General features: G+C 47.0%; 19 protein-coding genes. 12 read left to right on the top strand and 7 right to left on the bottom strand.

The window, feature by feature from the left end:
• Positions 1 to 9 precede the first annotated feature (9 nt).
• The 3 genes from MKZ13_RS18865 to MKZ13_RS18855 are packed head-to-tail and all read right to left on the bottom strand — an operon-like array spanning position 10 to position 1,228.
• Positions 10 to 615, bottom strand: a complete 606-nt coding sequence (locus tag MKZ13_RS18865) for a DUF2249 domain-containing protein (protein WP_221820432.1) — start codon at positions 613 to 615, stop codon at positions 10 to 12.
• The gene (locus MKZ13_RS18860) at positions 602 to 976 is read right to left on the bottom strand and encodes a hypothetical protein (RefSeq protein WP_221820433.1); all 375 of its coding nucleotides are present in this window, start codon (positions 974 to 976) and stop codon (positions 602 to 604) included. The genes MKZ13_RS18865 and MKZ13_RS18860 overlap by 14 nt, the downstream gene beginning before the upstream one ends.
• 18 nt (positions 977 to 994) lie before the next feature.
• Positions 995 to 1,228: a DUF2249 domain-containing protein gene (locus MKZ13_RS18855; RefSeq protein WP_036613358.1), complete on the bottom strand. Its 234-nt coding sequence runs from the start codon at positions 1,226 to 1,228 to the stop codon at positions 995 to 997.
• Between the two features lie 319 nt (positions 1,229 to 1,547).
• On the opposite strand from MKZ13_RS18855, the gene moaA reads away from it, so the two are divergent.
• Genes moaA through MKZ13_RS18825 form a run of 6 tightly spaced genes read left to right on the top strand, consistent with a single transcriptional unit; the run spans position 1,548 to position 10,729 of the window.
• On the top strand, positions 1,548 to 2,549 hold the full coding sequence (gene moaA / locus MKZ13_RS18850) for a GTP 3',8-cyclase MoaA (RefSeq protein WP_076209999.1): 1,002 nt from the start codon (positions 1,548 to 1,550) through the stop codon (positions 2,547 to 2,549).
• Positions 2,550 to 2,606: 57 nt separating this feature from the next.
• Complete coding sequence (locus tag MKZ13_RS18845; protein WP_339177341.1) at positions 2,607 to 6,359, top strand: nitrate reductase subunit alpha; 3,753 nt, start codon at positions 2,607 to 2,609, stop codon at positions 6,357 to 6,359.
• Complete coding sequence (narH, locus tag MKZ13_RS18840) at positions 6,349 to 7,818, top strand: nitrate reductase subunit beta (protein ID WP_076210001.1); 1,470 nt, start codon at positions 6,349 to 6,351, stop codon at positions 7,816 to 7,818. Before MKZ13_RS18845 ends, narH begins: the two co-directional genes overlap by 11 nt.
• Entirely contained in the window at positions 7,818 to 8,495 is a 678-nt protein-coding gene (gene narJ, locus MKZ13_RS18835; RefSeq protein ID WP_339177339.1) for a nitrate reductase molybdenum cofactor assembly chaperone, read from the top strand. Before narH ends, narJ begins: the two co-directional genes overlap by 1 nt.
• Complete coding sequence (gene narI / locus MKZ13_RS18830; RefSeq protein WP_076210003.1) at positions 8,492 to 9,217, top strand: respiratory nitrate reductase subunit gamma; 726 nt, start codon at positions 8,492 to 8,494, stop codon at positions 9,215 to 9,217. The genes narJ and narI overlap by 4 nt, the downstream gene beginning before the upstream one ends.
• Entirely contained in the window at positions 9,218 to 10,729 is a 1,512-nt protein-coding gene (locus MKZ13_RS18825; RefSeq protein WP_339177336.1) for an MFS transporter, read from the top strand.
• A gap of 122 nt (positions 10,730 to 10,851) precedes the next feature.
• Here MKZ13_RS18825 and MKZ13_RS18820 read toward each other — a convergent pair whose 3' ends face one another.
• Complete coding sequence (locus tag MKZ13_RS18820) at positions 10,852 to 11,553, bottom strand: Crp/Fnr family transcriptional regulator (protein ID WP_076210005.1); 702 nt, start codon at positions 11,551 to 11,553, stop codon at positions 10,852 to 10,854.
• 70 nt (positions 11,554 to 11,623) lie between these two features.
• Between MKZ13_RS18820 and MKZ13_RS18815 the strand changes: the two genes are divergently transcribed.
• Complete coding sequence (locus tag MKZ13_RS18815; protein WP_256704177.1) at positions 11,624 to 12,352, top strand: YwiC-like family protein; 729 nt, start codon at positions 11,624 to 11,626, stop codon at positions 12,350 to 12,352.
• Positions 12,353 to 12,490: 138 nt separating this feature from the next.
• Positions 12,491 to 13,216: a hypothetical protein gene (locus MKZ13_RS18810; RefSeq protein ID WP_076210006.1), complete on the top strand. Its 726-nt coding sequence runs from the start codon at positions 12,491 to 12,493 to the stop codon at positions 13,214 to 13,216.
• A 133-nt stretch (positions 13,217 to 13,349) separates the two neighbouring features.
• On the opposite strand, the gene MKZ13_RS18805 is transcribed toward MKZ13_RS18810, so the two are convergent.
• From MKZ13_RS18805 to MKZ13_RS18795, 3 genes are all read right to left on the bottom strand, one after another.
• Positions 13,350 to 13,775, bottom strand: coding sequence for a YlbF family regulator (locus tag MKZ13_RS18805; protein ID WP_076210007.1), 426 nt, complete (start codon positions 13,773 to 13,775; stop codon positions 13,350 to 13,352).
• Positions 13,776 to 13,921: 146 nt separating this feature from the next.
• Positions 13,922 to 14,611, bottom strand: coding sequence for a Crp/Fnr family transcriptional regulator (locus tag MKZ13_RS18800; RefSeq protein ID WP_339177333.1), 690 nt, complete (start codon positions 14,609 to 14,611; stop codon positions 13,922 to 13,924).
• 53 nt (positions 14,612 to 14,664) lie between these two features.
• Positions 14,665 to 15,654, bottom strand: a complete 990-nt coding sequence (locus MKZ13_RS18795) for a multicopper oxidase domain-containing protein (protein WP_339177332.1) — start codon at positions 15,652 to 15,654, stop codon at positions 14,665 to 14,667.
• 279 nt (positions 15,655 to 15,933) lie between these two features.
• On the opposite strand from MKZ13_RS18795, the gene MKZ13_RS18790 reads away from it, so the two are divergent.
• From MKZ13_RS18790 to MKZ13_RS18775, 4 genes are read left to right on the top strand one after another with little or no spacing between them, the layout of a single operon-like run.
• Positions 15,934 to 16,542, top strand: a complete 609-nt coding sequence (locus MKZ13_RS18790; RefSeq protein ID WP_339177329.1) for a hypothetical protein — start codon at positions 15,934 to 15,936, stop codon at positions 16,540 to 16,542.
• 45 nt (positions 16,543 to 16,587) lie between these two features.
• Positions 16,588 to 17,241: a hypothetical protein gene (locus MKZ13_RS18785; protein WP_339177327.1), complete on the top strand. Its 654-nt coding sequence runs from the start codon at positions 16,588 to 16,590 to the stop codon at positions 17,239 to 17,241.
• Positions 17,241 to 17,798: a hypothetical protein gene (locus MKZ13_RS18780; RefSeq protein ID WP_339177325.1), complete on the top strand. Its 558-nt coding sequence runs from the start codon at positions 17,241 to 17,243 to the stop codon at positions 17,796 to 17,798. Before MKZ13_RS18785 ends, MKZ13_RS18780 begins: the two co-directional genes overlap by 1 nt.
• A 45-nt stretch (positions 17,799 to 17,843) precedes the next feature.
• A complete protein-coding gene (locus MKZ13_RS18775) occupies positions 17,844 to 18,578 on the top strand; it encodes a hypothetical protein (RefSeq protein ID WP_339177323.1) in 735 nt (244 codons plus the stop codon).
• The last annotated feature ends 5 nt before the right edge of the window (positions 18,579 to 18,583 follow it).

Below are 18,583 nucleotides of genomic sequence, written 5' to 3'. Positions count from 1 at the left end.
TTCTCCTCCTTACCCTTTTTCAATTCTCACTTTGGCTGTGCCATCGGCTTGATCTTCAACCGTGTAGGTGCAACCTAGATTGTTTAACTCTTCAATCAGGAATACAGGTACACGGTCATTGTGAATCAGTACGATTTCCCCAGGTTTGCAACGCTCCAGAGCGGCAAGTGTTCGCATCATGGGCTGTGGCGGTTCCAATCCGCGATTGTCCAGTATAACTTTGGGTGCCTGTGGAGTTTCAATGTTTGCAATCGCAACAGCTTGCTCCTCCGGATGTCCTTTGCATGAAGCTGATTCTTCGTCTGAACCAGGCTCCGAATTAACTTCTGATCCAGGTAAAACCATTGCAGATAATGCTTTTGCACCGGTTTTATTTTTTTTGTGCACAAATGTGGTAACCCAGTGATCTGAACCTTTTCGTTCCGATGTGCTGGAATATCCTTTCAGCTTGAGAATACCGAGCAGAGGCGTTGGTTTGAATGGAGCATGTAGGACAAACACATCGTCATGCTGAAGGCCCTTGACCGTGTCCATAATCAGCTGAAACGGCTCCAGCTTTTTACTCAGATGAGGGCGCACATCCAATTCAACCATACGGATATCAGATGGAGACATGTGCGTTCACATCCAATCCTGCACTAGCTACATCCGCCTGTTGTACCAACTGCAGAGATGATTCATACAGGGCGGCCATTCCACCGTACAGCGCGTAGAAGAATGACTCCGGCGCATCGAGGGAGAAGGACAGATAGGCTTTGGGGTCCATGCCGAGCACACGCTCAAAAAGTCTTGCACTGTCATAGGCGTAAAAACAGAAGTGAGTATATTCGAACACAGGCATTTTTTCGTAAATGGTAACAATCTCTTGCGCATATTCGGCCTGTTCACGCTGTGCTATCTGCACCATGGTTGTGGCATCTTCCAACCTCAGCGTGATGCGAAGTGTAGTATTGTCAATGATTTCAACGTGGGCCATAGCGGTTCAGCTCCAATTCTATAGTTTGCTGATCTTGACCTGGAAGGTTGTAGGGCCCTGCTCAATATACTCCCAGTTGAAGCCATCAGGATGTGTGGACTGGAACTGGAATCGAAGTGGCTTTGGATCGTGATCATTGATGAGCAGCATGGATTCCTGTGGTTGCAACTGATCAAACGTTTCGAAAATAACTTTATGTTTCAAATGCGGTGGATACTCCGTGGCATTAATGGTTGCTGCGTATGTGTTCATGTGTCATTCCTCCAAATAGGGATAGTGTGGTGCTGCAATTTGATTATAGAAAACGTGAAGAGGGGTCTGTGTGAGCAGGCTCACACATTTCTTTTTGCCATAATTTAGACTTATTTAGACCAGAATCCTGTTTGGAAAAGGGTTGGTGAGCATATATAGATGTGCAACTGTGCGCTATGTTTCACTTCTTGTGATATTTTGCACAGTTCAGCGAGCGAGACATCCTTATATTTAGCGTCAAGATGACACTGGATGAGAGAAAACAGCTTTCTCCTTCGGCTGATGTGAATACAGCACCCTTGAGAAGGGAGGTACGTGTATGGAATCAAAATTAATGGACCCGTTTGGAAGAAAACATGATTACTTAAGAATTTCGGTTACGGATCGTTGTAATCTCCGCTGTGTGTATTGCATGCCAGAGGAAGGAATGCAGTTTGAACCGACAGAACGAATCCTGTCCTATGAAGAAATCACGTCCATCGTTAAGGCGCTTGCTCCATTGGGCATTCGGAAATTGCGTTTAACTGGAGGGGAGCCTCTTGTTCGTAAGGGGCTGGATCAACTGATTGCGATGTTGTCCGCTATTCCAGGAATTGAAGATATCGCATTGACCACCAATGGCATCTATTTGGCAGCTTATGCGGATCTGCTGAAGGCTGCGGGGCTAACACGGGTGAACATAAGCCTGGATTCTTTGAAGCCAGAACGATTCGCAAGCATTACCCGAGGCGGCAAGGTGCAGCGTGTGCTGGACGGCATTAAGGCCAGCCAAAAAGCCGGATTTCATCCGATCAAGCTGAACGTGGTGCTGATGAAAGGCGTGAACGACGATGAAGTGGAAGACTTTCTGAGGATGACCCGGGATGAACCCATTCATATTCGTTTTATCGAGTACATGCCTATTGGTGAAAGTGGAGAAGGTTGGAGATCTGGGTATATGCCCCTCGAACATGTGCTGGAAACATGCGGAGCACGATGGGAGTACGAAAGCTGTGGAGAGATTTATGGGAATGGACCAGCAGATAGTTATCGCATTGTGGGAGCTGCCGGAACCTTTGGTCTGATTCACCCGGTGAGCAGCCATTTCTGCGGAAATTGCAATCGGCTTAGGCTGACAGCAGACGGAAATATCAAACCTTGTCTCTACTGGTCAGATGAGTTCAATGTTCGTCCACTCGTAGGTGATGACAAGGCGGTGCAGGATTTATTTTACAAGGCGCTCGGAGCCAAACCCGAGACACATGACATGTTAAAAGCCTTAAATGGGCAACAGATTGACGGCACACCAACGCTGCGACATATGTCGCAAATCGGAGGTTAGCAACAGCGGTTCAGGATTCGACTTGCATCAACAGGTCATATATGTGGGAGGACAACAATGAGTAACAAAAGCATGCCCTGGATGGGCAAACTCAAATATTTTGCCAAACGTGAAAAAAGTGCGGAGGGCTGGAGTGAGATGTCCCCGGTCAACCGGGATTGGGAAGATATCTACCGCCGCCGCTGGCAGCATGACAAAGTGGTGCGTTCCACGCATGGCGTCAATTGTACCGGATCATGCAGCTGGCAGATCTATGTGAAAGACGGCATTGTCACTTGGGAAACGCAGGCTACCGACTATCCTTCAACCGGACCGGATATGCCGGAATTTGAGCCACGAGGTTGTCCACGTGGAGCGAGTTTCTCATGGTATCTGTACAGCCCGCTGCGTGTCAAACATCCTTACGTACGCGGTGCGCTGCTGGACATGTGGCGTGATGCGCTTCAGACACATGGTGACCCGGTTCAGGCGTGGTCCAGCATTGCGGATGATCCGGCCAAAGTGAAAAGATACAAAACGGTACGTGGTAAAGGTGGATTAATTCGCGCGTCATGGGGTGAAGTGACACAGATTATTGCCGCTTCGCTAATTCATACGATCAAAGAATACGGACCGGATCGGATTATTGGTTTCTCTCCAATTCCTGCCATGTCGATGGTCAGTTATGCAGCAGGGTCGCGCTTCCTCTCCCTAATGGGATCACCATTGCTCAGTTTCTACGACTGGTATGCGGATCTGCCGCCGGCTTCACCTCAGATCTGGGGCGATCAAACGGATGTGCCGGAGAGCAGTGACTGGTACAACTCGGGATACATTCTGGTATGGGGCTCTAATCTGCCAATGACGCGGACACCGGATGCCCACTTCCTGGCTGAAGCACGTTATCGGGGAACGAAAGTGGTATCGATCAGCCCGGATTATGCGGAATATGTGAAATTTGCAGATACATGGATGTCGGTAAAACAAGGAACGGACGGCGCTCTGGCGATGGCTATGGGCCATGTCATCCTGAAAGAGTTTTATATTGAAAAGCCTACGGACTATTTCATGCAATATGCCAAACAGTATACGGACTTTCCAAATCTGCTGATTGTGGAAGAAAAGGACGGGATACACACAGCAGGCAGATTTCTCGTTGGGGAAGACCTGGGTATTACGGGCAATAATATGGCATGGAAAACGCTTGTATACGATGAGAACAGTGGAACCTATGCGATGCCAAAAGGAAGTTTGGGATTCCGTTGGGGTGAAGAAGGCACATGGAATCTCAAAATGGAACAGGTGGAGAACGGTGAGCCGATTGATCCAAGACTATCCATGCTCGGAGTCCATCATGATCTCGTAACCATTCAACTGCCGTACTTTGATGATGAGGGAAAACATGTCATGAAGCGGCAGATTCCTGTACGCCAGATCTGGCTGGGAGACAGATGGATTACGGTAACAGCCGTATACGATCTGGTACTTGCCAAATACGGAATTGAACGTGAAATGACACGTTCTGCGGATTCAGCAGAAGTAGTCACTGGTGCGGAGCAGTGGAGTGTACGTGTTCACCGTGGAGACGACATCTTACATGCACCACAGGTAAAACCATTCACTCCGGAGTGGCAAGAGAAAATCACTGGTGTGGACCAAGAGACTGTCGTACAGATTGCACGTGAGTTTGCACAAAATGCGATCGATACCAAAGGGCGTTCCATGATCATCATGGGAGCCGGTATTAATCACTGGTACAACTCCGACGTCATCTATCGCGCCATCATTAACTTAATACTGATGACAGGCTGTCAGGGTGTGAATGGTGGAGGTTGGGCGCACTATGTTGGTCAAGAAAAACTGCGTCCGGCTGAAGGCTGGCAGACGATTGCCTTTGCTCGTGACTGGACCGGACCTGCACGTCTGCAGAACGGAACATCCTTCTTTTACTTTGCAACAGATCAATGGAGATACGAGGAGACCCAAGTAGGAGAATTGACTTCGGCGCTTGAGGGTGAACCGAGGTTCCAGCATGTGGCTGATTATAATGTGATGGCTGCGCGTATGGGCTGGCTTCCATCTTATCCACAATTCAATCGTAACTCAATTGATCTGCATCAGGATGCACTGCAGGCTGGAGCAACGACGAAGGAAGAGATCGGTGCTTATGTAGCCTCTGAATTGCAGAACAAAAATCTGAAGTTCTCAATCGAGCAACCCGATGATCCAGCGAACTTCCCGCGTGTACTATTTGTCTGGAGAGCGAATCTGATCTCAAGTTCCGGCAAAGGACATGAGTATTTCCTCAAGCATCTGCTCGGTGCAACGAACGGATTGCTGAATGATGACGATCATGGACTGCGCCCGGAGCATGTGGAATGGGTGGATGAAGCACCGGAAGGCAAACTCGACCTGATGATCAATATGGATTTCCGGATGGCAGGTACGGCGATGTATTCCGATATTGTTCTGCCAGCAGCGACCTGGTATGAGAAAAGCGATCTGAGCAGTACGGATATGCATCCGTTCGTTCATCCATTTAATCCGGCTGTAGCCACGCAGTGGGAATCCCGTTCGGACTGGGATACCTTCAAGGAAATTGCACGTGTATTCTCCGAGATGGCTGCGCAGCAATTTGATGGTCCACAGAAGGAGATCATAGCTACACCGCTGTTGCATGATTCACCAGATGAGCTTGCTCAACCGTACGGAGAGATCAAAGACTGGAGTGCGGGAGAATGTGAAGCAATCCCGGGCAAAACGATGCCGCATATTCAGGTCGTGGAACGTGACTATGCTGCGGTATATAACAAAATGATCAGCCTTGGACCTGTAGTGAAGGATAAACCAATCGGTACCAAAGGCATATCCTGGTCAGCCAGTGAAGAGTATGAAAAACTCAAGGGTATCCTGGGCGTGAACCGTAAAGATGGCGTTGGACAAGGATGTCCGGATCTGAGCACAGACCGTAATGTTGCAGAGGCCATTCTGACCTTGTCCAGTACAACGAACGGAAAGATGGCTGTGCGTGCGTGGGAAGCACTTGAACAGAAAACAGCATTGCATCTGAAAGATTTGGCTGAGGAACGGTCTGAGGAATGTTTTACGTTTGACGAGATCACTTCCAAACCGAAAACGGTCATTACCTCGCCTGCATTCAGCGGATCGGAAAAAGGAGGACGCCGATATTCGCCATTCACCACCAATGTGGAGCGCCTGATTCCATGGCGTACATTGACGGGCAGACAGCAGTTCTATATTGATCATGCGATGCTCCGCGAGTTCGGAGAGACATTAGCGACATTTAAACCTGTGCTGAAGCATACACCGTTCCATCCAAACAGCAAACGTCCGATCGAAGGGGGCAAGGAGATTGTCCTGAACTACCTGACACCGCATAATAAGTGGTCGATCCACAGTATGTATTATGATGCGCTGCCGATGCTGACGTTGTTCCGAGGTGGCCCGACAATCTGGATGAACTACGAAGATGCAGAAGAAGCCGGACTGGTTGACAACGACTGGATCGAATGTTTCAACCGTAACGGGGTAGTCGTTGCCAGAGCCGTAGTGACACACCGTATTCCTCGCGGCATGGCATTCATGTATCACGCTCAGGACCGTCATATTAATGTTCCGGGCACCAAAATATCACAGACACGTGGGGGTACGCATAACAGTCCGACACGTATTCATGTGAAGCCTACCCATATGATCGGTGGTTATGCCCAGTTAAGTTATGGCTTCAACTACTATGGCCCGACAGGCAATCAGCGTGATCTCAATGTCATCATAAGAAAACTGCAGGAGGTGGATTGGCTTGAAGATTAAAGCACAAGTCAGTATGGTCATGAATCTGGACAAATGCATAGGGTGCCATACATGTAGTGTTACGTGCAAAAACACCTGGACCAATCGTCCAGGTGCAGAATATATGTACTGGAACAATGTAGAGACCAAGCCAGGGGTCGGTTATCCGAAACAATGGGAGGACCAGGAGCGTTATCGCGGTGGCTGGGAGATGAAGAATGGCAAACTGGAATTGAAGTCCGGCACACGGGCAAGACGCTTGCTTAACATTTTCCATAACCCGGATCAGCCTACCATTGATGATTATTACGAGCCATGGACCTACGAGTATGAGAAACTGACGAACAGCCCGGAGAAAAAACATCAGCCTGTAGCAAGACCGAAATCCCAGATTACCGGTGAATATATGAATCTGGAGTGGGGACCTAACTGGGAGGATGATCTGGCAGGTGCCCATGTAACCGGGATGGAAGACCCCAACATGAAGGGTGTCGAGGATTCGATCAAGATGGATTTTGAACAGGTATTTATGATGTATCTGCCACGGATCTGTGAACATTGCCTTAACCCAGCCTGTGTGTCCTCCTGTCCTTCCGGAGCGATGTACAAACGGGAAGAAGACGGGATTGTACTGGTTGACCAAAATGCATGCCGCGCATGGAGATTCTGTGTATCGAGCTGTCCGTACAAAAAGGTCTATTTCAATTGGCAGACAAACAAAGCCGAGAAATGTACGCTATGTTTCCCGCGGATTGAAGCCGGTCTGCCAACGATCTGTTCCGAAACCTGTGTGGGACGTATCCGCTATATCGGCCTGATGCTGTATGATGCAGACCGTGTTGAAGCTGCTGCTTCCGTTGAAAATGACCAGGATCTCTATGAATCCCAGATGGATATTTTCCTTGATCCGAATGACCCTGAGGTGATTCGCGAAGCGCGTGAGGCAGGAATTCCCGAGGATTGGATTATTGCAGCGCAGCAGTCCCCTATTTATAAAATGGTTATCGACTGGAAAATTGCGCTCCCGCTTCACCCTGAATACCGTACCATGCCAATGGTATGGTACATTCCACCGCTTAGCCCGATTACCAATCGGGTAGAGGGACAGGGAAGTTCACTGGAGGCTAATGATATTTTCCCTGCGATTGATAACATGCGTATTCCGGTGGAGTATCTTGCCAATCTGCTTACAGCAGGAGATACGGATCGAATTCGTGAGGTCCTGCGGAAGATGGCCGTTATGCGCATTCACATGCGTAATCAGCAGACGGGTAAGACCAGTGAATCGGCATTGTTGGAAAGAGTAGGCATGGATGCGCAGGAAGTGGAGGACATGTACCGACTGCTCGCGATTGCGAAGTATAATGATCGTTTTGTCATCCCGCCAGCCCACCGTGAGGAAGTGGAAGATCTCTTCAGCGAACAGGGCAGCTGCGGACTTGATTTTGCAGGTGGTCCTGGTTCTTGTGGGGTATTTTGATGGGAAAGGAGACAATGACAACGATGACGATCGAACCCAATGAGGGAACAGGTCAGGCTCTGGTTTACGATACGAATACGAGAAGAATGGTCTGTAAACTGATCTCCTACCTGTTGCAATATCCGGATACAGCGTGGAGAGAAGGACTGCAAGGAGTGAAGGAAGCTATACAGTCCATTTCCGATGAGATGGTGAACCAGATCTTGCTGACATTTGTAGATGAAGCACAGTCGGTAAGCTCGATTGAGTGGCAGGATGCCTATGTTCGTACATTCGATTTTGATAAAAAGTGTAACCTCTATCTCACGTATGCTCTTCATGGAGATGAACGGGATCGGGGCCCGGCTCTGATTGAATTGAAACGCAGATATGAAGCTGCGGGATTTTATATGGAAGTGAGTGAGTTGCCGGACTATTTGCCTATGGTGCTTGAATTTGTAGCTGAGGCTCCCGAGGAAGATGCCTTAGGGGTGCTCTCCAGTTGCCATAAGGCGTTGGTCACAATGAGCGAAAGCATTACGGGACAGAACAGCCCATATGGACCATTGCTCAGTCTGATGTTACAGGTCATTCCTGAGCCTCCTGCCCCTGATGTGCCAGAACAAGAAGAGACAGTTAACCAACAACCTGCAGATCTTATGCAGATCGCTGCCCAGATGAGGAGGGGGAATCGGTGAGTACACTGGAACTGTTGTTATGGGGCGCTCTTCCCTATATGGTCATTGTTTTCTGTATTACGGCGACAATCTGGCGTTATGTGACGAATCCTTTCAGTTGGACGTCCAAGTCCAGTGAGATGTTGGAGAAACGCATGCTAAAATGGGGCAGTTTACTCTTTCATATCGGGATATTCGCTGTAATCTGTGGACATATTGCCGGTTTGCTTGTTCCAGTGGAGTTCTATCGCTGGATTGGACTGAGTGATGAAGGATATCACTTGATGGCTATCGCAGGAGGACTGCCTGCGGGGATCATTGCATTGGCAGGTGCTGTCATTTTGCTGGTTCGCCGTTATGTTGCTCGCAGAGTGCGGGCGACAAGCAGCATCGGGGATTGGATGGCACTTGCCATGTTGATCATAGTCATTGTCACCGGAATACTGGCGACCTCGGCTAATGCGGTGAATCACACAGGTTTTGACTATCGAACAACGATTAATCCGTGGTTGCGCGGTCTGATCGTATTCCAGCCTGATCCCGTTCTGATGCAGAATGTACCGATGAACTTCAAAGTACACATTCTGCTTACCTTTGTACTGTACTGCGTGTTTCCATTTACACGTCTGGTTCACATGTTGAGTATGCCACTGGGTTATCTGAAACGCAGTTATGTGCTGTATCGCAGAAGAGATGGTGCTGTGTATCCGAATCAGGAACAAAAAAAGGAAAGGGCGATGTAGATGCAACATAAAGGAAAGGTTCAACTGCCCTTGCAAACGGCAAGTCTGGTTCTGGGTTTCATGGTATGGGTTATCCTGTCATCTCTGATGCCATTTATTAAAGAAGATATTGCGCTTACGTCTTCCCAGCTTGCGTGGGCGACAGCGATTCCCGTATTGATCGGATCGATTGCCCGTATTCCGATTGGTTATTGGACGAATCGATATGGAGCACGCAATATTTTCATGATCAGCTTTGTCCTGCTGCTGGCTCCGGTATGGTGGATTAGCCGTGCGACGTCGTTCAGTGATCTGGTGATTGGTGGATTGTTCCTCGGTATTGGGGGAGCTGTCTTCTCCGTCGGTGTAACTTCACTGCCCAAATATTATCCGAAAGAGCGACATGGATTTGTTAACGGGATCTACGGAATTGGTAACCTGGGTACAGCACTGTCTGCATTCGGAGCCCCGCTGATCGCTGATCGTATGGGATGGTCTACGACGGTTCTGCTCTACAGTATTTTGCTATTAGGGATGGCGGCGCTGAATTTCGTTCTGGGTGACAAACAGGAAGTACGAGTTAACGCTCCTTTAATGCAGCAACTGAAGGCCATATCACGCAACAATAAACTATGGTTGCTCTGCTTGTTTTATTTTCTGACATTTGGCTCGTTCGTGGCATTTACGGTGTACTTGCCGAATTTCCTGGTTAGTCACTTTCAGATGGATAAAGTCGATGCAGGTATTCGTACAGCGGGATTCATTCTCGTTGCAACCATTATGAGGCCCGTGGGAGGTTGGCTTGGAGATCGATTTAATCCATTCAAAATATTAATGTTTGTGTTCGGCGGATTAACGATCGCAGCGATTGTATTATCCTTCGCGCCATCATTCTATATATACACGATTGGATGTCTGACTGTGGCATTATGCGCAGGGACAGGTAACGGAACCATTTTCAAATTAGTGCCAATGTATTTCGTCAAACAACCAGGTGTAGCGAATGGAATGATCTCCGCTATGGGGGGACTGGGTGGATTCTTCCCTCCGTTGATGTTGACTTTGTTGTACAGCATGACCGGTCATTATGCCATTGGTTTCATGGCTTTGTCTCAGATTGCGTTGGTCAGTCTTGTACTTGTGATCTGGATGTTCTACCAGGAGAAACTCCAGTTATCTGCGAGCATTCTGGAGAGTACCATTGAAGCTATTCTGATCACAGATACGAACAGCGTTATTACATCCGTGAACCCGGCCTTTACTGCGGTCACTGGTTATAGTGCTGAAGAGGCGGTTGGACAGAAGCCAAGCCTGCTGAAATCCGGTAAACAGGACAAACGTTTCTATGACCAATTATGGCTGGAATTACGTGAAAAAGGATATTGGCAAGGCGAGATCTGGAATCGGAAGAAAAACGGAGAGATCTATCAGGAATGGCTAAGTATTACGGCAATCCGTAATGAGGCAGGCGATGTCAAATATTATGCGGGCATGTTCAGTGACATGGGCAGGCCAGAGCTCACAATCGCCTGATACATGTATCGGTAATTGTGCATACAGCAAGAGACCTTTACATCAATTGCAGGCGTTAAGGTCTCTTTTTGCACACAGAGATTGGTGTAAGAACTTGGAATAACCCCAGTAGAGCTGGGCGGTCAGGCATCCCTTTGTTGCTTCAATGCTTGTAAATCAAGAATGATAATTCGGCTGCGATCCACTTCGATCAAATGCTCTTTTGTAAGCTGATTCAGAAGCCGATTCGCTGTTTCCCTTGTTGTACCAATGGAATTGGCAAACTCCTGGTGTGTCATGGGCAGGTTGATGATAATTTGGTCTCCATGCGTCTGTCCGTGTTGTTCTGCGAGCATGAGAAGGAAGGAAAGCACGCGGTTGCGCACGTCCTGACCAGAGAGTACCTGCAATTTATCCTGTAATTCTCGTATTTTGTCTCCGAGTACACGCATGATTTTGATCGCAATCGATGGAGTGCTCAGCATTAAACGTTCGAACAGTCTGACGGGTATGGCCAGTAATTCGGTAGGTGTAATCGCTTCAGCGGTAGCCGGATAGGGGTGTGCGTTAAAAAAGCCGGTGTGCGGGAACATATCTCCTGTTTTGAGAAAAGAGACAATCTGTTCATGTCCGTTCTCATCCGTTTTATATGCTTTTACGATGCCGGTACGAATGAAAAAAACAGCTTCTTTTTCGCTACCTTCGCTAAAAATGACCGTTTTCTTATGAATGCTTCTGGAAATGGCGATATCTTCGACCTGCATTAATTCTTCTGGACTAAGGTCCTGAAAGATGGGGAACTGTTGTAGAAACTCCGCTGCTGAATCTTTGTTTACCCTGCTCATGAGAATCTTTCCTCTCTGTGTTCATATTTCTAACTTCGATATCATTCAATCCTAGGAGGTTAACTGTGAAGTGAAAACCAATACGCATTCAATCGTTATCCCTCATGAACATGGCGGCTGGGCCATGGTTAGTGTGCCTTTTCTGGTAGGTGTGATTGCAAGTGGTCCGCACTGGCTGCATGCGCCCTTATTTGTAGCTTGGCTTGGATTATATCTAACCGCGTATCCCTTACTACAGTCTTTGAAAAAGAATGCCAATCGACATCGTCTCTACAAGTGGGCGGCAATCTACGGTACAGTGGCTCTAATCTGTCTGATCCCACCAGTTCTGGGTCAGATCTCACTATTATTCTTTGGCCCGGTACTGGCTGGCTTGTTGCTGGTGAACATCTGGCATGTGAGACACAAAGTAGAACGCTCGCTTACCAATGACCTGTGTGCCATGCTGGTATTCTCTCTAGGGGGAGCAGCTGCTTATCTCATAGGAGGCGGGCACTGGGACTATGGAATGGCAATCGTCGTTTTGTTTTCTTTCTTACATTTTACAGGAAGTACGTTCTTTGTGAAATCAGTCTTTCGAGAGCGAACGAATAAGCGATGGCTGATGCTAACTCGCATGGTACATATCCTTCTAATTATCATACCGATGGTGATCGGATATCCATGGATGTCTTTGGCGTATATCTATTCCGCTGTACGCACCTTCATATATGCAGGCAGAACACTGCGTCCTATGAAGGTCGGTATCATTGAAATTATTGGAGCCGTACAGTTCCTGATCTGGTCTGTTCTGTTGTAAACCGCATCATTTCATCATAGCGTGATTTTTGAACACAGCAGGTGATATAGGTCACAACGTCACAGGATTGTTTTTGATTCGTCGGCAAGGGTTAATGGAATGATAGAAGATTATTGAACAAGAGAGGGGTCGACCCGGATGTGGACTGCATTCATGTGGGGCGGCATCTCTGCCTCAGCGGTTGTCATTGGTGCACTCGCAGCCCTGTTTCTAAAGATTCCTAAACGAGTCATCGGATGGATCATGGCTTTTGGGACAGGTACATTAATCGGGGCAGCTACCTTTGAACTACTCGGAGATGCGCTGAATGATGGGGGGATTATCCCTACAGCCATTGGTTTTACGGCAGGTGCCGTCGTGTATACCTTGTTTGACCTGCTCATCTCGGCAAAGGGTGGGGCAGGGCGTAAACGCTCGGGAAGGTCAGGAGACTCGAATCAAAGCGGCTTGGGGATCTTTGCAGGCACAGTAATGGACGCTATCCCGGAATCCATCATGCTTGGAGCCAGCTTGCTGGCCGGCAACGGTGTCAGTGTGGTGCTGGTGGTATCCATTTTTGTCAGCAACATCCCTGAAGGTCTGTCGAGTACGGTTGGATTGCAGGGCAGCAAGTACAGTCGTGCGAAAATTATGTTGATGTGGTTAAGTGTATTGCTGATCTCCGCGTTTGCAGCTCTGGGTGGATATCTGTTTCTCGAGCAGCTTCCTGAGGAGATGGGGGCAGCAATTGGTGCATTTGCAGGTGGTGGAATCATTGCGATGATCTGCTCGACGATGATGCCAGAAGCCTTTGAGGAAGGCGGACCTGTCGTGGGTTTGATTGCATCCATGGGATTGCTCGTATCACTATTGTTGGATCTGTAGATGACAGAATAAGCTTCCGATCGCTGTCCACTACATAGTCGTGTAAATATTAGTTAAATCTATATAAAAAGAGTATCCGAACAGAGTGGTTTCTGATCGGATACTCTTTTTATTATTCAGACAAAAGATAATCTTAGTGGTTGCTGGAACAACTTCCTCCACACCCGCAAGCCTCTTTACCCAGTTCATTCGCTTCGGGTAGACGGTTCATTTCCACGGATTTCGTGAAATAGTGACTGATCTGCTGATGCAGCTGGCTGAACTCGCGCTGTGCATAGATGAACCGTCGAATGAGGGGATGATCATAAAGAGCGCGTTCTTCCTCTTCATATACCTGAATTTCAGAGGCAAGCAACTCAATATTTTGCCGTTCTTTCTCCTCCAGTGCCTGATGTTTCTCCATAAAACGCTCATACTGGGCTGTGGCCTGTTCATCTGCTGCAAACTGATCAATCATGTCCCGCATCTCTTTGTATCCTTCATCTTGTAACAGTAGTGAACATAACTCCTGCATTTTGTGCATAATGATCTGTTTGTCCAATTTAACAACCGTATTCATCGCAAAACCCTCCTGTAGATCTTTTCTTAACTGTATACGCTAACGTAAGCCCGCACTGTGACGATACTCACATCTGATGTGAAATATAATACTTGTCCAAATACGCTGTTATTCTGTCATCTCAGTGTTATTGTCAAATCTTTAGTTCAGTGAGTAACCTTTTCCCTAAGCTGCTCCAGTTGAAGAATAAGGATGCAGTTTCCTATAACCTGAAGTAGCCCCTGAGTTTGCATCATGGTAAGTTTGCGACTTAGTGTTTCAGGTGTAATCCCGAGTAACAGAGCCATATCTTTTTTATAAACAGGCAAGCGGATCTCATGCCTTGCATGATTTCGGGTATGGAAATACAAAAGCAGCTTGGCAATCTTCTGTTCCGTTGTCATCGCACTGAGTGAACTGTTCCATTCATCTGTTTCACGCAGAAGATTGGAAATGGCAAGCAGGAAATGGTAAGCAAGCTTTGGATCATGTTCAAGTAACTGGTCAAAGTCATGTTTGCTAATGGAGCAGATGGCCGAAGGCTCCAGAATTTCGGCGTTAGCCGCATGTGCTTTTTTTTGTAACAGGGAATCTTGTCCGAAGAAATCACCGGGAAACAGAAACCGAATAATATGTTCCTTGCCATTTTCATTGTATTTGGATAACTTCACACATCCCTGGTGAACCACATAAAGCGTATCTGAGCGTTCGCCCTCCTGAACGACAACTTCGCCTTTGTTATATTTGCGGGTATGCAGAAGGGAGATCAACAAGGTAGCTTCGGATGGATCAAGATGCTGGAACAGAGATACTTTGGAGAAACAGGCATCCTTCGCTTCGTGTGTACAGATCATCATTTAATCACCTCGAATGGTTCAGGATGGGTATAGTCATTATCTATTGTCATGTCTCAGTGAGACATCGTAGGTCCACCATGATCCGTACCATCCTTGGTCACACGCAGAACAGCGGCAGCTCCTTTGGCTACATGATTGAACTGATGGGTCACAATCGCGTAATCACCTTCTTCGGTCACGGTGAACTCTACGACAGCTCCACCACTTGCGGGAAGCATAACCGTCTGTATTCCATACTGGATATTTCGTGGATTCCCGTCGGTATACACACGGTCCATAATGGTACCTACAACGTGGAAGGATGAGACTTCATTGGGTCCGGCATTACTGACATAGATCCGCACCGTATCTCCTACTTTGGCTAACAGAGGATGTTTTACTAATCCATAATCATTGCCGTTAAATACGACATATTCAGGTTCCCCGTTCAAAAAGGCCTCGTAATCATGTTCTTTGTACCATTCACTCTGAACAAGGGTATACTCACGATCAATCAAGTGATCGGAAGGGTATCCTACCTTGGGTTCAACAATAATCATGCCGTACATCCCGTTTGCGATATGGGCAAGGACCGGTTTGGTTCCACAGTGATACATGAATACACCAGGTGAGGAGGTTGGATAAGTGAATGTACCTTCCTCGCCGGGCATAACATCAATAAATTTGCTGCTTGGAGCAGCATGTACAGCGTGAAAATCCATAGAGTGAGGTAAGCTGGAATCTTTATTTTTTAACGTGAACACCAAAGTATCTCCCTCGGTCACTCGTAGGACGGGTCCGGGAACGGTGCCATTAAACGTCCAAGCGTTATAGGTCACACCTTCGGAGATTTCGACATCTGTAACTTGGGCCGTCATTTCAATATATACCGTAGTTTCTTCTCTGCGAATGATCGGGTCCACCGGGGGTTGACTGACCGCAGAGGAGGAGACTTCATCGTGGTGAACAGGTTTAACTGTATCGGTTGAACTACAGTGAGAGAGAGTTGCTGTAAATATGGCGAATACGAGTGACCATTTATATACATTCAGTAAGGAGAACATAGTTGCACAACCTTTACTCAAGTGATGTTTTTCACAATCTAAAAAGCAGGTTTTCTTTCATTTCAATAGTTATTTAGTTATAGATTACGTTATTGAGGTGGGGACGGGTGTGATGAGGCACACACTTGGGTATGTCGTATTAGAGGCATTTCCAACAATCTGTCTTCAATTCTTGTACTGAGGAACGGAGTTTCATATAATTTTAGTGAGAAGGATTGGTAAATGTTGAGTATTCTGACGCGGTGTGTGTCATAGTTTCAGGAGGAGGGTGGATATAGGATGAAACGTTTCGAAGATGAAGGAGCATATAAGTATAGTTTCTATTCGGTTCTTCGACGGGGAGAGCGGATTGATGTGAAATGTCCCAAATGCGGCGGGCACGCTTCGATTGAACAACGAAATGATCAACTGGGTTGGAAGTGTTTCGAATGTTACGCTCAAGCTTTAGAAGAATCAGTGTATCAATATAAAGCCAAGGGGAATTGTGCTGTATGTGAACGCTGGTTCAACGTGGAAGTCACAGACGAGAAGAAGACTTCTCACCGATCAACGCATGTGGAATGTCCGCATTGTGGTTCTGTTAATCAGGTAGAATTACATGCCAAGCTGACATACCAAAGGTTTTTTTCCGAGGTTCGTGCAGGGAAAGACCCTGTATTCGGGTTGGAATTATACTTCCTGGATGAGTTCAGAGGAAAAATAATATGGGCTGTAAATCGGGAACATCTGAATTATCTCATCGCTTATGTCTCAGCAGATCTGCGTGTGAAATACGGAAATATGCCCATAAGAACGGCTTCACATAGTATTCCGGCTTATATCAAGGATGCGAAGAACAGGGATGTGGTTGTTCGTACACTGTCAAAGCTTCAGCACAAGACTGGATGAGAATGAAATTGAAGATGAAGCGTTAAGGCCGCAAGGAGAGAAGATATGAAACTACGCGTAAAATTGACTATTTTTGCAATCATTCTGGGTGTGTTGATGATTCCGGCTTATTTTATTTTAGAGGCATTTGGTGTATTTCAAAAAGAGACAGTATTATCTGACTATGCTCTCGCCGTTGATGTTAATGGGAAGTCCTATGAAGCCTGGCCGCTGATTAACAGTTTTGCAGCGATGGACAAAGAGGAAGATAACCGTCAGTTTTATTACCGGATCGACATGAGTCATCTCCAATACCTGTTTAATCTGGCCTATCAGGAATATGATGTGAAGCCCGGCGGGGACAATCCGTATCTGGCTGGTACTGTAAACTATCAACGTACAGATCACAACTATGTACAGACCGAGAGACAGTATGAGAACGCCAATGATTTCACAACGGTTTTGAATCTGTATGATCAGGATGGGCAGGTGATCTACACCTACAATAACACCGGCAAGGGAGATAAACAGCTGGTAGAATCCATCATTCATCAGGGAATGAGCCGTTCTACGAATGGTGGCGGCGGTGAAGCTGTTCGCGATCCTTATATCAATATTACGGCGTTATTTCGCGACAAGTTAAACATCGATGTGAAACTGGCGGTGGATGAGGAGCACAAAGTAGTTACTATTCGAATGAACCAATCGGAGGCGAGATGATGAATGAGTATGGTGTACAACACGGACCTGCTTATCTGGAAGGATTAATTAGGAAGGAAGAAAACATAAAGTCCGATGAAGTGGAGTGGACAGGCAAACTTCAAACGAGTGATGGTCATGATAAATTCCATATTTTTTATTATGGTGACTTAACCGAAGATGATCTGATTACCTGGCATGATTCGACACCTCTTCTTGTATATGCGGAGCATACGGTCACGGGTGAGCGCTATCTGCTTATTGATACCGCCAAGCACGGATATGATGCCATGTTATGTGAGACCTATTCGGAAAAAGCACTACATGACAGACCCCTTCGTCCTTACCTGGATGTTGAAGGAGAGGACATCTTTGAAGTAGAGTTGACGGCCTACTACAATGTGCCTTGGGATGAAGAGTTTGGCGAAGATGTAGATGAAAATGGTGTATATGAACTGATTACGGGAGAGCGCATGGGGTTTGATCAGGTCAAGCGTGATGGATATGATGCCTTTGCCATTCGCATTCTGAATCGTAAAGGGGTATGGACTGAAATTGTACAGGAAGAACTGGCTTAGATTCTGAAAACGAATGAACCAAACTGAGATGGGAGATGTCAACTAATGTATATTGTATCCCGTGTACTTAAGCCGGTTCCAGCAGAGGAACTGGATCACTTCGAACAACAGCACGCCATCTCGCTACCTTTGTCATACCGGACCTGGATTGAACAATACGGAGAGGGTACATACACGGGATGGATGAATGTGCAGAGGCCGGACCCGGAAGTGTTGAAGCCTTTTGTGGAATATGATTTTTGGATACATACGGATGATTCGCCTATAAGTCAGCTTCAACTTGAGCAGTGCATCTCCATCGGCAGTTCTGTAGATGGAGATTTCCTTGCTGTTCATCCGGAAGTTGAGGGGCTGTTGTGGCTACCGCGTCATGATGAGAATATTACCTTATGGACATGCTCGGAGACTGAATTTGGTGAAACGCTGGACCGGATCTATTGTGGGTATTACCATCAGGATAAACCGATAACGCCACTATACTTTGAACCGTGGAATGAGCTGCGGAAACATACGTTTTACCATTTTTCAGGGACGGAACAAGGAAGCTCCATGAAGGAACTCGCCGATACATGCAAAACAGAATTTAAGTGGGATGCTGTGTTGGAGAATGAGTACATGTGCAAGATGTTCATGGTATCGATGGGAGGATATTTACGATTTAACTATGCAACGGGGAGAGAGGTTGCCCTGTTCTATGAAGAAAAGAATGGTGCAGAGGAGGCGACGGATAACGAAATCAGTATGTTCTTGCAGGCACATCATTGTACGGCATATGAATAGGGGCA

Source organism: Paenibacillus sp. FSL R5-0701 (assembly GCF_037973995.1).
In the GTDB taxonomy this organism is placed as follows: Bacteria; Bacillota; Bacilli; order Paenibacillales; family Paenibacillaceae; genus Paenibacillus.
The sequence above is the reverse complement of the archived record's forward strand: the minus strand, read 5'-3'. Positions and strand labels throughout refer to the sequence as shown.

What these genes read in the sequence shown, in the direction of transcription:
- MKZ13_RS18855 (WP_036613358.1), bottom strand. Translation starts at nt 1,228, where the DNA reads ATGAACACATACGCAGCAACCATTAATGCCACGGAGTATCCACCGCAT.
- MKZ13_RS18845 (WP_339177341.1), top strand. Translation starts at nt 2,607, where the DNA reads ATGAGTAACAAAAGCATGCCCTGGATGGGCAAACTCAAATATTTTGCC.
- MKZ13_RS18865 (WP_221820432.1), bottom strand. Translation starts at nt 615, where the DNA reads ATGTCTCCATCTGATATCCGTATGGTTGAATTGGATGTGCGCCCTCAT.
- MKZ13_RS18800 (WP_339177333.1), bottom strand. Translation starts at nt 14,611, where the DNA reads ATGATGATCTGTACACACGAAGCGAAGGATGCCTGTTTCTCCAAAGTA.
- MKZ13_RS18785 (WP_339177327.1), top strand. Translation starts at nt 16,588, where the DNA reads ATGAAACTACGCGTAAAATTGACTATTTTTGCAATCATTCTGGGTGTG.
- MKZ13_RS18795 (WP_339177332.1), bottom strand. Translation starts at nt 15,654, where the DNA reads ATGTTCTCCTTACTGAATGTATATAAATGGTCACTCGTATTCGCCATA.
- MKZ13_RS18810 (WP_076210006.1), top strand. Translation starts at nt 12,491, where the DNA reads ATGTGGACTGCATTCATGTGGGGCGGCATCTCTGCCTCAGCGGTTGTC.
- MKZ13_RS18820 (WP_076210005.1), bottom strand. Translation starts at nt 11,553, where the DNA reads ATGAGCAGGGTAAACAAAGATTCAGCAGCGGAGTTTCTACAACAGTTC.
- MKZ13_RS18780 (WP_339177325.1), top strand. Translation starts at nt 17,241, where the DNA reads ATGAATGAGTATGGTGTACAACACGGACCTGCTTATCTGGAAGGATTA.
- MKZ13_RS18775 (WP_339177323.1), top strand. Translation starts at nt 17,844, where the DNA reads ATGTATATTGTATCCCGTGTACTTAAGCCGGTTCCAGCAGAGGAACTG.
- MKZ13_RS18825 (WP_339177336.1), top strand. Translation starts at nt 9,218, where the DNA reads ATGCAACATAAAGGAAAGGTTCAACTGCCCTTGCAAACGGCAAGTCTG.
- MKZ13_RS18860 (WP_221820433.1), bottom strand. Translation starts at nt 976, where the DNA reads ATGGCCCACGTTGAAATCATTGACAATACTACACTTCGCATCACGCTG.
- MKZ13_RS18805 (WP_076210007.1), bottom strand. Translation starts at nt 13,775, where the DNA reads ATGAATACGGTTGTTAAATTGGACAAACAGATCATTATGCACAAAATG.
- narJ (WP_339177339.1), top strand. Translation starts at nt 7,818, where the DNA reads ATGGGAAAGGAGACAATGACAACGATGACGATCGAACCCAATGAGGGA.
- MKZ13_RS18790 (WP_339177329.1), top strand. Translation starts at nt 15,934, where the DNA reads ATGAAACGTTTCGAAGATGAAGGAGCATATAAGTATAGTTTCTATTCG.
- moaA (WP_076209999.1), top strand. Translation starts at nt 1,548, where the DNA reads ATGGAATCAAAATTAATGGACCCGTTTGGAAGAAAACATGATTACTTA.